The organism is Streptomyces endophyticus (assembly GCF_035798155.1).
Classification (GTDB): domain Bacteria; phylum Actinomycetota; class Actinomycetes; order Streptomycetales; family Streptomycetaceae; genus Streptomyces; species Streptomyces endophyticus.
Genome location: NZ_JAOZYC010000154.1, coordinates 1 through 14,016, shown reverse-complemented (window position 1 = coordinate 14,016; position 14,016 = coordinate 1). Strand labels below are relative to the sequence as shown.

Here is a 14,016-nt window from a genome sequence, read left to right as displayed (position 1 = left end):
TCACGCGGCGTGGACGCTCGGTGCCGCCGCCGGTACCGGGTCGGGAGCCGCCGCCAAGAGGGCCTGGGTGTACGGGTCCTGGGGGCGCTCGCACACCTCGTCCGCGGGCCCCGTCTCGACGATCCGGCCCCGGTGCATGACCGCGACCCTGTGGCTGACCTGACGGACGACCGCCAGGTCATGGGCGATGAACAGCAGGGCCAGACCGAGGTCCCCCTGGAGGTCGGAGAGCAGGTTGACGATCTGCGCCTGGACCGACACGTCGAGCGCGGAGACGGGTTCGTCGCAGATCAGGACGGACGGTTCGGGTGCCAGGGCGCGGGCGATACCGATGCGCTGGCGCTGGCCGCCGGAGAAGGCGCGCGGCAGCCGGTCGGCGGCTGCCGCGTCCAGGCCGACAAGCTCCAGGAGTTCGGCGACGCGGGCCCGGCGGGCCGTGCGCTCCGGCTGGAGACCGTGCACGAGCAACGGCTCGCCGATGATGTCGCCGACCGTCATGCGGGGGTTGAGGGAGGCATACGGATCCTGGAAGACCAGCTGCACCTCGCGGGAGGGCCGGGTGACGTCCTCGCCGCGCAGGGCGATCGTGCCGGCGTCGGCCGGGTGGGCGTGGGCGAGCAGGCGGGCGAGGGTGGACTTCCCGGACCCGGACTCACCGACGAGCCCGAGGGTTTCGCCCTCGTGCAGCCTCAGCGACACGCCGTCGACCGCGACAAACGGGCGCCGCCCCCGGAACTCCTTACGCAGACCGCTGGCCGCGAGAACCGGAGCCCCGTCCGGGCCCTCGTCGAGCCCATTCAAGTCCCCAGCGGCGGGTGGGCCATTCAAGCCCCTGCAGGGGGTCCCCCCGGACGGAGTCTGGGGGAGATTGAGCAGCGGGGTCCGGGGCGGAGCCCCGTGGCGTTGGGACCCATCGGCCGCCACCTCGTCCGGATGCCGGCACGCCACGAGATGCCCACCCTCCGAATCACCCAGCACCGGCCGCCCGGTCCCGCACTCCGCATCCGCGAACCCGCACCGCGCCGCGAACGCGCACCCGGCGAGAGGGAGCGAGAGGTCGGGCGGGGCGCCCGGTATCCCGGTGAGCCGAGTACCGGACGGCGAGGACAACCGCGGCACGGCGGCGAGCAGCCCGCCGGTGTACGGGTGCCGGGGCCGGGTGAGGACCCGGGCCGTGGGCCCGTCCTCGACGACGGAGCCGCCGTACATCACCAGGACCCGCTCGCAGGTGCGGGCGACGACGCCCATGTTGTGGGTGATGAGGACCAGCGCGGTGCCCGTCTCCTCGTTGAGCCTGGTCACCAGGGACAGGATCTGCTCCTGCACGGTCGCGTCGAGCGCGGTGGTCGGCTCGTCGGCGAGGAGTACGTCCGGCTCGTTGGCCAGCGCCATCGCGATGAGGACGCGCTGGCGCTGGCCGCCGGAGAACTGGTGCGGGTGGTCGTCGAGGCGGCGCCGCGGGTTCGGGACGCCGACCAGGCCGAGGAGTTCCTCGGCGCGGGCCCGGCGGGCGGCGCGGTTCCCGCCGCCGTGCGCCCGCAGCACGTCGTCGAGCTGGGCGCGGACGGACAGCACAGGGTTGAGCGAGGTCATCGGGTCCTGGAAGACCATCCCGATCCGGGCGCCGCGCACCGCACGCAGCTCCTGCTCGCCCGCGGTGGTCAGTTCGGTGCCGTCGAGGCGTACGGAACCGGCGGTGATCCGCCCCGCGCCGGGCAGCATCCGGGTCAGGGCGAGCGCGGTCGTCGACTTTCCGGAGCCGGACTCGCCGACCACGGCGAGGGTCTCGCCGCGCCGCAGGGTGAAGGACACGTCCCGTACGGCGTGCACGGTCCTGCCGTCCGGGACGGGGAAGTCGACGCTGAGGCCGCGCACGTCGAGCAGTGGCGGGGTCGGCGGGGGTGTCATCGGCGGATCTCCCGGTTCAGGGCTTCGGCCAGCAGGGAGAGGCCGAGGACGAGGAAGGTGACGGCGAGCAGCGGCCCGGCGGCGAAGGACGGGGACTGGGCCAGATACGGAAGCGCCTGGTTGAGGATGCCGCCGAGCGTGGGCTCGGGCGGACGGACGCCGACCCCGAGGAAGCTCATCGCGCCTTCGAGGAAGACGGCGACGGTGAGCGAGACGGCGATCTGCACCACGAGCGGATCGGCGCAGTTGGGCAGGATGTGCCGCAGCACCAGGCGGGCCCGGCCGGTGCCTCCCACGCGGGCGGCGACGGCGTACTCGCGGGTCCGCTGGACGAGGATCCCGGCCCGCAACTGCCGTCCGAACACCGGGACTTCGGCCAGCGCGATCACGATGATCACGGGCAGCCGGCCGGGCCCGAGCACGGCCGTGATGGTGAGCGCGAGGATCAGACCCGGGAAGGCGAGGACCAGGTCGAAGGCCCGCTGCACCACCGTGTCGAGCGCAGGGTGCGCCGTGGCGAGCAGTGCGAAGGCGCAGCCGAGGATTGCGCCCAGCGGCACCGCGAGCGCGATCACCGCGAGGTCGGTGCGGATGCCGTACAGCACCCGGCTCAGCAGGTCGCGGCCCAGGTCGTCGGTGCCGAGGAGATGACCGGGGGAGCCGGGGCCCGCGAGCGCCTGGCCGCTCTGCGCGGTCGGGCTGTGCGAGGCGAGCAGCGGCGCGAGCAGCCCGGCGAGGACGACCAGGCCGATCAGGGTCAGGCCGATCCGGGCGCGGGTGGAGGTGAGAGCGGCGACGTACGGATGCGAGGAGCCCCGTTTGCGTACGCGCGGCTTCCTCGGCAGCACGGGGGACGGTGTGGTCATGGCAGCGGTCACTCCCACCGGATGCGCGGGTCGAGCAGGGCGTAGAGCAGGTCCGTCAGGAGTTGCACGAGGACGAAGACCGCCACGAGGAGCAGCAACAGGTCTTGGACGACGGGGTAGTCGCGGCGGGTCAGCGCCTGCTCGGCGAGCTGGCCGAGCCCCGGCCAGGCGAAGATCGCCTCCACCAGGACGGCGCCGCCGAGGAGATGGCCGACCTGCATGCCGAGCAGGGTGACGACGGGCGGCAGGGCGTTGGGCAGCGCATGCCGCCACAGCAGCCTGCGCGGCGCGACACCGGCTGCCGTGGCGGTGCGGACGTAGTCCTCGGCCAGCGCCCGCTCCAGGCCGTCGCCGAGGTAGCGGCCGAGCACGGCGGCGCTGGGCAGGGCGAGGCACAGGGCGGGCAGCAGCAGGTACTGGAGCTCCAGATCGGGTGCGTCGAAGAGGCCGATCCGGCCGCCGGCGGGCAGCACACGGAGTCCCACCGCGAAGACCAGCACCAGCAGTACGCCCGTGACGAAGGGCGGCACGGCGAGGGCCGCGGTGGTCAGGGCGCGTACGGCCGCCCGCACGGGGCCCCGCCGCGAGGTCGCGCCGAGCACGCCGAACAGCAGGGCGAGCGCGACGGTGAAGAAGAGGGCGCCCAGGGTGAGTTCGACGGTGGCGCCGAGCCCGTCGCCGATCAGGTCGGAGACCTCGCCGCCGATGGCGTACGAGGGGCCGGGGTCGCCGCGCAGCAGGTCTCCGATCCAGGTCGCGTACTGCGTCAACAGGGGTTCGTCCATCCCGAGTTGGTCCCGGATCGCGGCGACGGACGCCTGGCTCGCGTCGGGTCCGGCGAGCAGATCGGCGGGGTCGCCGGGGACGAGGCGCAGGATGGCGAAGATGAGGAAGGAGGCGAGGAACAGCACCAGGAGTGCCGAGGGCAGCTTCTTGAGCAGATGGCGAGTCATGGTCACACCAGGTACGCGTCGTCGAGGTCGAGATACGAGAACTTCGTGAGCCGCGGCCCGTGCAGCTCCTTGGCGGCGACCTGCACCGCGCTCTGGACGGCGAGGTCGACGATGAACGCCTCGTCGAGCAGCAGGTCCGAGATCTTCTGGTACCGAGCGAGGGCCTTGGCCCCGGTGGGGTCCTTGTGCCGCCACGCGTCCTGAACGGCTTCCGTGTACGCGTCGGAGCCGTAACCCGAGGTGTTCTTGGCCTCGTTGAAGGGGTACGCGCTGACGGCCAGGGTCGCGGGCTGCACCTGCGCGAAGCCGTGGCCGTTGATCCAGAGGGTCGGCATGGTGCCCGAGATCAGCTTCTTCTGGAACGAGGCGGGGTCGGACGGCTGCAACTCCGTGCGGATGCCGATCTGTTGGAGGTCGTACTGGACGATCTCGGCGATGGAGGTGTGCAGCGGCGTGGTCGGGTGGCCGAGCGGCAGGGTGTGCTTCGTTGGCACGCCGGAGGCCTTCAGTAGTTGTCTGGCTTTGCCGGGATCGTGTGTGTAGTGGGTGCGGTTGGCCTCGCTGTAGGCGGGCGAGGAACGGGGCCAGGGCGCGGCGGATGCCAGGCCGTAGCCGCCGAGTGCCTGCTTCACGACGCGGTCGCGGTCGACGGCCCAGGCGACGGCCTGCCGGAACTCGCGGGAATCGGCCGGCGCTTCGTGCACGGAGGCGCCGACGTACACGGCGCCGTTCCCGGTGTTGTACTTCTTGATCGTGAAGTTCGCGTTGCTCTGCAGGGTCGCGAGATGCTTCCCCGACACCTGGTACGAGAGGTGGACCTGGCCCGAACGCAGCGCGGAGAGCAGGGCGTCGGGCTGTGTGTAGAGGCGGAGCTCGACGGAGTCCAGGTAGGGGCGATCCGGTATCCAGTACGTGTCGTTGCGGGTCAGGGTCAGGGCGGTCCCCGGCCGCCACTCCTTGAAGCGGAACGGTCCTGTGCCGTTGAGCTTCGTGCCCTTCACGGCCTCGTCGACGGTGTGCCGATCCGTGATGATCATGAATTCGAAGAGGTCGAAGAGATTGCTCACGGGGTGCGCCAGCTTCAGGACCAGCTCGTGCTCGCCGCGCTTCTCGAACCCGGTCACCGTCCTCGCGGTCGCCGCCAACTGGGCCGAGCGCTCCGGCTTCTTGAGGTTCTCCACGGCGAAGACGACATCGTCCGCGGTGAACTTCCGGCCGTCGTGGTACGTCACGTCGTCCCGCAGCGTCAGCGTGATGCTCTTGCCGTCGGCGGCGTACTCCCATGAAGTGGCCAGCTCCGGATGGGGCTTGAGCTGGTCGTCATAGCGGATCAGGGTGTTGTAGATCAGCCGGTTCTGGAACGACTCGCCGCTCTGCGTGTACAGCAGCGCGGGGGTGAAGTCCTGGTTGATGCCGATGGTCAGCTTTCCGCCGCGCTTCGGTCCGGCCGCCGCCGCGCCCTCCTGCGCGGACACGGCCGACCGGCAGCCGGCCAGCCCGCCGCCCGCGCCGAGGAGAAGGGCGCCTGCGCCCGCGGCGCGCAGGGCGGTGCGCCGCGACAGCGGATCCGGGGGCGGGAAAGGGCGTGTGCGCATGGCGGAGTACCTGTTCGTTTCGCTGCGGCAGGAAGGGGCGGCGCGTGCCGGGGCGCGGCGCACCGCGAGCGCGATCACGCGCTCAGCGGTACGGCGGGTGGCACGGGAAGGGGCGGGCCGTGGGCGGGCCCGGTGTGATCAGAGGCGCGTGCGGTCAGTGGCGGACGGCACAGATCGCGCTGGCCTGTCGACAGAGGTCGACGTGCCGGCGGCAGCTGAGGTGCGGCAGGTCCGGGATCACGCGCAGCAGAATGGCAGGGGGCGCGCGAGGGGGTCAACAGCCGGTGTGGCGCGTGGAGTTGTGGGTGTGGCGGCGGCGTTGCGGCCGCATTGCCGCAAGCTTGCGGCGCACTCCTGACCAGCGGATTCGGTGCCGGGGGCGCGGCCGCGACGAGAAGCGCGGACGGTCCAGTATGTGGGAACGCATGTCGCACGCATTGCAGGGTCGTGAAGCGATCCGGCGGAGCCTTGACCGGCTCTCGGGCCGCTGGCCAAGCTCCTGTTCATGACCGCGACGACGATGCAGCTCGTGACGCGGCTCCACGTCGACCTGGAGCGCACGGCACCGTTCGCGTGTCCGTGCCGCTGACGCTCTCGACCCGCAGCTCCCGCTCCCACCGCGGTCCTCCGCCCCTGTGCCCGCCCCCGCGCCGCAGCCTGCCGCCCCGGCGGAGGCGGAAACCGCCCACCCACCCAGTGAAGGGGTCCCGCCATGACGTCCACCGCACCCGCAGCGGCCACCACGCCCACCGCGCCCGAAGTCACCGTCCAGAAGGTCGGCGGCCGGATCGGCGCCGTGCTCTCCGGGGTCCGCCTCGGGGGAGACCTGGACGAGGCCACCGTGGCCGCGGTCAGGGCCGCCATCGTGGAACACAAGGTCGTCTTCTTCCGCGACCAGGACCACCTCGACGCCGGGAGCCACGAGGCGTTCGCCCGCCTCCTCGGCACCCCGGTCGCCCACCCCACCGTCCCGTCCGTCGATGGCCGCTACGCGCTCGGCATCGACAACGAGCACGGCGGGCGCGCCAACCAGTGGCACACCGACGTCACGTTCGTGCCCGCGTACCCCGCCTTCTCCATCCTGCGCGCCGAGGTCGTCCCGCCGTACGGCGGCAACACCCTGTGGTCCAACACCGCGGCCGCGTACGCCGAACTCCCGGAATCCCTGCGGGCGTTGGCCGACACCCTGCGCGGCGTGCACACCAACGACTACGACTACGCCGCCGCCCGCCCGGAGGCACCTTCCGCGGCGATCGAACAGCACCGCAAGGTGTTCACGGCGACCAAGTTCCAGACCGAGCACCCGGTCGTGCGCGTGCACCCGGAGAGCGGCGAACGCACCCTGATCCTCGGCAACTTCCTGCAGAAGCTCACCGGTTTCAACGCCCGCGACTCGCGCGCGCTGATCGGCATCCTGCAGTCGCACGTCGAGCGCCCGGAGAACACGGTCCGCTGGCAGTGGCGCGCCGGCGACGTCGCCATCTGGGACAACCGGGCCACCCAGCACTACGGCGTGGACGACTCCGACGCCCACACGCGCACCCTGCGCCGCGTCACCATCGACGGCGACGTACCGGTCGGCGTGGACGGCCGCCGCTCGACACTGCTGGCCCCCACGTCGGTCCCGGAGCCCGAGTACGGCATCGCCTCCGGCGCCTCCACGGACGGGGCGTTCGCGGAGGCGTAGGGGATCCCGCGGCGGGTCGGGTCAGCCGAGCCGGGGGATCTCGATGGCGGGGCATTTGTCCATGACCATGTCGAGCCCGGCCCCCCGGGTCCGCTCGTACGCCGCCTCGTCGACGACGCCGAGCTGGAACCAGACCGCCTTCGCGCCGATCGCGGCGGCCTCGTCGGCGACCGGGCCCGCGAGGTCGCTGTTGACGAAGACGTCGACCACGTCGACGGGGAAGGGGATGTCCGCGAGCGACGCGTAGCCCTGCTCGCCGTGCACGGTCTCCGCCTTCGGGTGCACCGGGACGATCCGCTTGCCGAAACGCTGGAGGACGTCGGCGACCCCGTAGGCGGCGCGGGCCTGGTTCGAGGAGAGGCCGACCACCGCCCAGGTGTCCCCGGTCCCGGTGAGGATCTTGCGGACCGTGTCGTGATCGCCGTACATGGGACCTCCTGAGGGGTGGGAAGCGGTATCCCTACGGGTAACTCCCCGCGTGGCGCGGGGATTCCGGAGGGCTCAGCCCACGTGCACGCGCGGGCGGCGCTCCGGGTCGGGCTCCGCGCGGCGCAGCACCTCGCGGGTGACCGGGGCGACCTCGCCGTCGCCGAACACCAGGAAGCGCAGCAGGTGGCCGAGGGGGTGGCCCTCGGTCCAGTTGAAGTAGGCGTGCGGGACGCTGCCGGTGCGGTCGCGCAGGTCCATGAGGACGGCGGCGGCCGTGTTCGGGACGCCGGGGCCGCGCACCCGCAGCCGGCGCACCCCGTGCTTCTCGTCGCCGTGGACGAGCAGGTCCTCGGTGAAGTCGGAGGAGTCCTGGATGAAGACCTCCAGGAACAGCACCCCGCCGGTGTCCGGCATCGGCGTGTCCTCGCGCTGGCAGTGCTCCTTGTCGCGGTACTCCGCGGTGGTGTGCTCCTGCGGCTCGTTCGCGATGATCCGCAGCGGGCCCTGCGCCGCCGCCTCGTCGATCAGGCGCAGGGCCGTCTCGTCGTACGTGACCGCGCCCGCGCGCAGTTCGAAGGCGCGGTGGACGCGGGAGGCGAAGGAGGTGATGAGGATCGCCGCGATGAAGATCAGGGCGATCTTGATGCCGTCCGGGCGCTCCACGACATTGGTGACCAGGGTGTAAGCGAAGACCGCCGTGATCGCGCCGAAGCCGATCGTCGACTTGCGGTGGCCGCGCCGGTGCACCGCGACCGTCGAGGCGAACGACGCGGAGAGCATGAGGACCAGCACACCGGTCGCGTACGCGCCGGACTGGTCGTCGACGTTGGCGTTGAACCAGAGGGTGATGAGGACCGCGGCCGCCATGAAGACGAGGACCAGCGGGCGCACGGCCCGCGTCCACTCGGGCGCCATGCCGTAGCGGGGCAGATAGCGGGGGACCAGATTGAGCAGGCCCGCCATCGCGGAGGCACCCGCGAACCACAGGATGGCGATCGTGGAGACGTCGTAGACCGTGCCGAAGCCCTCGCCGAGATAGGCGTGCGAGAGATACGCGAGCGCGCGCCCGTTCGCCGAACCACCGGCCTCGAACTCGTGCTGCGGGATCAGGATCGTCGTGGCGAGGCTCGACAGAAGCAGGAAACAGCTCATGATCAGCGCGGCCGTCGTGAGCAGCTTGCGGGTGTCGCGGATGCGGCCCTTCGGCTGCGCGTACGTGTCCGTGGAGTCGCCCTGGACCTGTGGCATCACGGCGACGCCCGTCTCGAACCCGGACATGCCGAGCGCCAGCTTCGGGAACACGAGCAGCGCGACGCCGATCATCATGAACGGCGAGGAGTGCTCGGCCGTCATCGCGTCCCACCAGTTGCCGATCTTGACCGGCTCGGTGAACACATGGGCGGCCGCCGTGACCAGCACCACGATGTTCAGGGCCAGATAGGCGCCCACGAGCACCACCGCGACCCGGATCGCCTCCCGGAACCCCTTGAGGAAGACCGCGCCGAGCGCCACGAGGAGCGCCAGCGTGATCCAGGTGTTCTCGCCGTGCAGCCCGGACGGCGCGAACGGGTTCTCCACGACGTGCGCCGCCGCGTCCGCAGCCGAAAGCGTCATCGTGATCATGAAGTCGGTGGCGGCGAAACCGAGCAGCACGAGCACGAACAGCTTCCCCGCCCACCAGGGCAGAAGCCGTTCCAGCATCGCGATCGAACCCTCGCCGTGCGGCGACTCCTTCGCGACCCTGCGGTACACCGGCAGAGCGCCGAGCAGGGTGAGCGCGATCAGGACGAGCGTCGCGAGGGGAGAGAGCAGGCCCGCGGCGAGCGCCGCGATGCCCGGCTGATAGCCGAGCGTGGAGAAGTAGTCCACACCCGTCAGGCACATCACGCGCCACCACTTGTGGCCCTTGTGCTCCTCGGGGACGTGCCCGTGCGGACCCTGATGGCGGGCCGTCTGCTCGCTCAGCCCCTCCAGCAGCCAGGAGCGGAAACGGCTCGTGGAGGCGGCCGGGGCGGCAGGGCTCTCGGCCTGGATGCCGGTCATGTGCGGTGCTTCCTGTCGGGCGACTCGGGCGACTGTCTGGGACGACGAGCGAGTATCCACCACATCGTCACCTGTGCATCGGGCGGGGGCGAGTCCTGTGACACCTGCGCATACGCTGGTCCGATGCAGGACGAGTACCGCACGGTGGCCCGCGAGGGTGTGCACGAGACAGAGATCAACCGCTCCCGGTTCCTGTGCGCGCTCGCGCCCGCCGCGACCGAGGAGGAGGCCCAGGCCTTCGTCGCGCGCGTCCGCAAGGAACACCCGACGGCCAACCACAACTGCTACGCGTACGTCATCGGGGCCGACGCCTCCGTACAGAAGGCGAGCGACGACGGCGAGCCCGGCGGCACGGCGGGCGTGCCGATGCTGCAGATGCTCACGCGGCGCGACATGCGCTACGTCGTCGCCGTGGTCACCCGCTACTTCGGCGGCGTGAAGCTCGGCGCCGGCGGCCTCATCCGCGCCTACGGAGGCGCGGTGGGCGAGGCCCTCGACACGCTCGGCACGGTGACGCGCCGCCGCTTCCGCCTCGCCACCGTGACGGTCGACCACACGCGCGCGGGCAAGATGCAGAACGACCTGCGGTCCACGGGCTGCGAGGTGCGGGACGTCCAGTACGGCGAGGCCGTCACCATCGAGATCGGCCTCCCGGAATCGGACCTCGACCGCTTCCGCGGCTGGCTGGCGGACGCGAGCGCGGGCACGGCGGGCTTCGAACTGGGCGGGGAGGCGTACGGTTGATTGGAGCCCCTGCGGCGATTGAGCAGCGGGGTCCGGGGCGGAGCCCCGAGTCGTGAGAAACGCCTCCCGTAACGCGAGGCGCCACCGATGTCAGACCCACCCGTTAGCCTCGTGCAACATGAGGCTGCTCCACACGTCCGACTGGCACCTGGGCCGCTCGTTCCACCGCGTGAACATGCTCGACGCCCAGGCCACGTTCATCGCCCACCTCGTCGCCACCGCCCGCGAGCGCAGCGTCGACGCGGTGGTCGTGTCGGGTGACGTGTACGACCGCGCGGTGCCACCCCTGGCCGCCGTGGAGCTGTACGACGACGCGCTGCACCGCCTCGCCGAGCTCGGCGTGCCCACCGTGATGATCTCCGGGAACCACGACTCGGCGCGCCGCCTCGGCGTCGGCGCGGGCCTCATCGGCCGGGCCGGCATCCACCTCCGTACGGAACCGGCCCGCTCCGGCGAGCCGATCGTGCTGCCGGACGCGCACGGCGACGTGGCGTTCTACGGACTTCCCTACCTCGAACCGGCCCTGGTCAAGGACGAGTTCGGGGTGGCGAAGGCCGGGCACGAGCAGGTGCTCGCCGCCGCCATGGACCGGGTGCGGGCCGACCTCGCCGGGCGCCCGGCCGGCACCAGGTCCGTCGTCCTCGCGCACGCCTTCGTGACCGGGGGCGCGCCCAGTGACAGCGAGCGGGACATCACGGTGGGCGGCGTCTCGGCCGTGCCGTCCGGTGTCTTCGACGGCGCGGACTACGTGGCGCTCGGACACCTGCACGGCAGCCAGGTCATCAGCGACCGGGTCCGCTACTCGGGCTCCCCGCTGCCGTACTCGTTCTCGGAGGCCGACCACCGCAAGAGCATGTGGCTGATCGACCTCGACGCCGGGGGCGCGGTCACCGCCGAGCGCCTCGACTGCCCGGTGCCGCGCCCGCTGGTCCGCCTCCGCGGCGACCTCGAAGACCTCCTCGACGACCCGGACCTCGCCCGGCACGAGGAGTCGTGGGTGGAGGTGACGCTCACGGACGCGATCCGGCCGGACGACCCGATGGCCCGCCTCGCCGACCGTTTCCCGCACACCCTCAGCCTGCTCTTCGACCCGCGCCGCACGGACGACGAGGAGCCGGACGCCAGCTACGCCGAGCGCCTCAAGGGGCGCGACGACCACGAGATCGCGGAGGACTTCGTGACCCACGTCCGGGGCGCAGGGCCCGACGAGAGCGAGCGGGCGCTGCTGCGGGCGGCGTTCGACGCGGTGCGCGCGGACGATGTGGTGCGCGAGGTGGCCCGGTGAGGCTGCACACACTCACGATCACGGCGTTCGGCCCCTTCGGCGCCACGCAGAAGGTCGACTTCGATGACTTGTCGGCGGCGGGGCTCTTCCTCCTCCACGGCCCGACCGGCGCGGGCAAGACCTCCGTCCTCGACGCGGTCTGCTACGCGCTGTACGGGTCCGTGCCCGGCGCCAGGCAGGGCGGCAGCGGCCAGGGACAGAACCTGCGCAGCGACCACGCCGAGGCGGGTGTGCGCACCGAGGTCACCCTCGACCTGACCGTCGCGGGCCGCCGCCTGGAGATCACCCGGCAGCCGCCGTTCGCCCGGCCCAAGAAGCGCGGCACCGGCTTCACGACGGAGAAGGCGCAGAGCTGGCTGCGCGAGTACGACGCCGTGGCGGGCAAGTGGAAGGACCTCAGCCGCTCCCACCAGGAGATCGGCGAGGAGATCACGCAGCTGCTCGGCATGAGCAAGGACCAGTTCTGCCAGGTGGTCCTCCTCCCGCAGGGCGACTTCGCGCGCTTCCTGCGGGCCGACGCGGAGGCCCGCGGCAAGCTGCTCGGCCGTCTCTTCGACACGCACCGGTTCGCCGCCGTCGAGCAGCGGCTCGCCGAGGACCGCAAGGCGGCGCAGAAGCAAGTGGCCGCCGGGGACGCGGAGTTGCTGGCCGACGCCCACCGCATGCAGCAGGCGGGCGGGGACGTCGTGGAACTGGCCCCCGTCGACGCGACGCCGGGCGACCCCGGCATCGCCGACGCCGTCCTGACCTGGGCGGCCACGGCCCGCTCGACCGCGCGCGAACACTTCACGCACGCCCATCTCGCCCTGGACGCGGCCGAGTCGGCGCGGATCGCGGCGCAGCACGACTTGTCCGACGCGACGGAGACCCACCGCCTGCAACTCCGCTTCGCGCAGGCGCGCGAGCGGGCGGCGTCCCTGGAGGAGCGGGCCGGGGAGCACCACGCCCTCCAGGACCGCATGGACCGCGCCCGCAAGGCGGGGACGGTGGAGCCGGCGCTGGACCTCCGGGACGAGTCGGACGCGGCGCACCGGGAGGCATTGGAGGAGGACCGGCGGACCCGGGGGGAGCTGCGGGGCGTATGGCCGGGGGCGAACGGCCTGGTGGCCGGGCAGGGGGACGCAGGTGCCCACGGGCCGGCGGGTGGCGCCGCGGACGGACTCCTCCCGGCACCGACCGAACCGGGGGCGCGTGACGCGTCCGGCGTCGGAACGTCGGGGTTCGGGGACGCGACGGCCGACCCCGCCATCCCGGTCTCGCCCGACGCGCTCACCGAAGCCGCCCGGCGCGTCGCCCAGGAGCTCGGCGGGCTCGACGCGGCGCGGCGGGCCGAGCGGCGGCTCGCCGAGCTCACGCGGGAGCGCGCCGACCTCGACCGCGAGGAGCGCGCCGACACCGACCTGCTCGCCGACACCGAAGGCTGGCTCGACGGCTGGGAGGAGCGCCGGGCCGACCTCCAGGCCCGGGTCGACGAGGCGCAGGAGGCCGCGACCCGCGCCGAACACCTCGCGGGACAACTCGACCCGGCCCGTAAGCAGGCCCGCGCCGCCGTCGAGCGCGACCGGCTCACCGAGCGCGCGGACGCCGCCGAGACCGACGCGCTGCGCGCCCGCGAGCAGGCGGCGAGCGCGCACGAGCACTGGCTCGGCCTGAAGGAGCAGCGACTGCGCGACGTCGCCGCCGAACTCGCCGAGGCCCTCGTCGGCGGCGAACCCTGCACCGTGTGCGGCGCCACCGAACACCCCGCGCCCATGCGGAAGTCCGAGGGGCACGTCGACCGGGCCGCCGAAGAGGCCGCGCTCGCCGCCTACCGCACCGCCGACGAGCGCCGCACCCGCGCCGAGCGCGCCCTGGGCAGCGTAAGGGAGGAGCTGGCGGCCGCGAAGGCCGCGGCAGGGGAGGCCCCGGCCGCGCAACTCGCCGAGGCCGCCCGTGAATTGACGGCGCGACACGCCGAGACACACGCCCTCGCGTCCACCGCGCACCCCGCCCGCGAGACCCTCGCCCGCGCCGACAGTGAGCGCGAGCGCCGCCTCGCCGCCCGCCAGGAGGCCGCGCAGCGCACCGCCGCCCGTACGTCGCTGCGTGACGCCATGGACCGCGAACGGGCAGGTCTGGAACGGGAGTTGACGACGGCGCGGGGCGATGCCGAGAGCGTCGAGGCGCGCGCGGCGCAACTGGAGCGGCGGGGCGCGCTGCTCACCGACGCGGCCGACGCGGCCCGCGCCGTCGAGGACACGGCGCGGCGCCTCAAGGAAGCGGACGCGCGACTCGCCGACGCGGCGTTCAGAGCCGGGTTCGACACGCCGGAGGCCGCGGCCGCCGCACTGCTCGACGACGACCAGCACCGCGCGCTCCAACACCGCCTGGACGCCCGGCAGTCGGAGGAGGCGGCCGTACGCGCGGTGCTCGCCGAGGAGGACACCGCCGAGGCCGCCCGCAGACCCGCCGCCGACGTCGCCGCGGCCCGGGCCGCCGCGCAGGCGGCCGACGTGCGTGTGCAGAC

General features: G+C 72.8%; 11 protein-coding genes. 4 read left to right on the top strand and 7 right to left on the bottom strand.

What is annotated here, in order from left to right; translation table 11 throughout:
* The 5 genes from OKJ99_RS31180 to OKJ99_RS43805 all read right to left on the bottom strand — a co-directional run bounded on the left by OKJ99_RS31180 (position 1) and on the right by OKJ99_RS43805 (position 5,563).
* Positions 1–1,908, bottom strand: a complete 1,908-nt coding sequence (locus tag OKJ99_RS31180) for an ABC transporter ATP-binding protein (RefSeq protein WP_326021300.1) — start codon at positions 1,906–1,908, stop codon at positions 1–3.
* Positions 1,905–2,774, bottom strand: coding sequence for an ABC transporter permease (locus OKJ99_RS31175; protein WP_326021299.1), 870 nt, complete (start codon positions 2,772–2,774; stop codon positions 1,905–1,907). Before OKJ99_RS31175 ends, OKJ99_RS31180 begins: the two co-directional genes overlap by 4 nt.
* Positions 2,775–2,782: 8 nt before the next feature.
* Complete coding sequence (locus OKJ99_RS31170; RefSeq protein WP_326021298.1) at positions 2,783–3,727, bottom strand: ABC transporter permease; 945 nt, start codon at positions 3,725–3,727, stop codon at positions 2,783–2,785.
* Between the two features lie 2 nt (positions 3,728–3,729).
* Positions 3,730–5,322 carry an ABC transporter substrate-binding protein gene (locus tag OKJ99_RS31165; protein ID WP_326021297.1) on the bottom strand — a complete coding sequence of 531 codons (1,593 nt, stop codon included), beginning with the start codon at positions 5,320–5,322 and terminating at the stop codon, positions 3,730–3,732.
* A gap of 154 nt (positions 5,323–5,476) precedes the next feature.
* Complete coding sequence (locus tag OKJ99_RS43805) at positions 5,477–5,563, bottom strand: putative leader peptide (protein WP_407700804.1); 87 nt, start codon at positions 5,561–5,563, stop codon at positions 5,477–5,479.
* A gap of 471 nt (positions 5,564–6,034) precedes the next feature.
* Between OKJ99_RS43805 and OKJ99_RS31160 the strand changes: the two genes are divergently transcribed.
* Positions 6,035–7,009, top strand: a complete 975-nt coding sequence (locus OKJ99_RS31160; protein ID WP_326021296.1) for a TauD/TfdA dioxygenase family protein — start codon at positions 6,035–6,037, stop codon at positions 7,007–7,009.
* Between the two features lie 21 nt (positions 7,010–7,030).
* Here the strand turns inward: OKJ99_RS31160 and OKJ99_RS31155 are convergent, their stop codons facing one another.
* Both OKJ99_RS31155 and OKJ99_RS31150 read right to left on the bottom strand, forming a co-directional pair.
* Positions 7,031–7,438 carry a CoA-binding protein gene (locus OKJ99_RS31155; protein ID WP_326021295.1) on the bottom strand — a complete coding sequence of 136 codons (408 nt, stop codon included), beginning with the start codon at positions 7,436–7,438 and terminating at the stop codon, positions 7,031–7,033.
* A 72-nt stretch (positions 7,439–7,510) separates the two neighbouring features.
* Positions 7,511–9,481 (bottom strand): APC family permease, encoded by a 1,971-nt coding sequence (locus OKJ99_RS31150; RefSeq protein ID WP_326021294.1) that lies wholly within the window; start codon positions 9,479–9,481, stop codon positions 7,511–7,513.
* A gap of 123 nt (positions 9,482–9,604) precedes the next feature.
* On the opposite strand from OKJ99_RS31150, the gene OKJ99_RS31145 reads away from it, so the two are divergent.
* From OKJ99_RS31145 to OKJ99_RS31135, 3 genes are all read left to right on the top strand, one after another.
* On the top strand, positions 9,605–10,225 hold the full coding sequence (locus OKJ99_RS31145; RefSeq protein WP_326021293.1) for a YigZ family protein: 621 nt from the start codon (positions 9,605–9,607) through the stop codon (positions 10,223–10,225).
* Positions 10,226–10,343: 118 nt separating this feature from the next.
* Positions 10,344–11,510: an exonuclease SbcCD subunit D gene (locus OKJ99_RS31140; protein WP_326021292.1), complete on the top strand. Its 1,167-nt coding sequence runs from the start codon at positions 10,344–10,346 to the stop codon at positions 11,508–11,510.
* Positions 11,507–14,016, top strand: a 2,510-nt coding sequence (locus tag OKJ99_RS31135; RefSeq protein WP_326021291.1) for an AAA family ATPase, incomplete at its 3' end; no start/stop codon positions are given. The genes OKJ99_RS31140 and OKJ99_RS31135, both read left to right, overlap by 4 nt.

Coding starts and splice junctions, on each gene's coding strand:
- OKJ99_RS31175 (WP_326021299.1), bottom strand. CDS start 2,774: ATGACCACACCGTCCCCCGTGCTGCCGAGGAAGCCGCGCGTACGCAAA.
- OKJ99_RS31180 (WP_326021300.1), bottom strand. CDS start 1,908: ATGACACCCCCGCCGACCCCGCCACTGCTCGACGTGCGCGGCCTCAGC.
- OKJ99_RS31150 (WP_326021294.1), bottom strand. CDS start 9,481: ATGACCGGCATCCAGGCCGAGAGCCCTGCCGCCCCGGCCGCCTCCACG.
- OKJ99_RS31170 (WP_326021298.1), bottom strand. CDS start 3,727: ATGACTCGCCATCTGCTCAAGAAGCTGCCCTCGGCACTCCTGGTGCTG.
- OKJ99_RS31155 (WP_326021295.1), bottom strand. CDS start 7,438: ATGTACGGCGATCACGACACGGTCCGCAAGATCCTCACCGGGACCGGG.
- OKJ99_RS31165 (WP_326021297.1), bottom strand. CDS start 5,322: ATGCGCACACGCCCTTTCCCGCCCCCGGATCCGCTGTCGCGGCGCACC.
- OKJ99_RS31145 (WP_326021293.1), top strand. CDS start 9,605: ATGCAGGACGAGTACCGCACGGTGGCCCGCGAGGGTGTGCACGAGACA.
- OKJ99_RS31140 (WP_326021292.1), top strand. CDS start 10,344: ATGAGGCTGCTCCACACGTCCGACTGGCACCTGGGCCGCTCGTTCCAC.
- OKJ99_RS31160 (WP_326021296.1), top strand. CDS start 6,035: ATGACGTCCACCGCACCCGCAGCGGCCACCACGCCCACCGCGCCCGAA.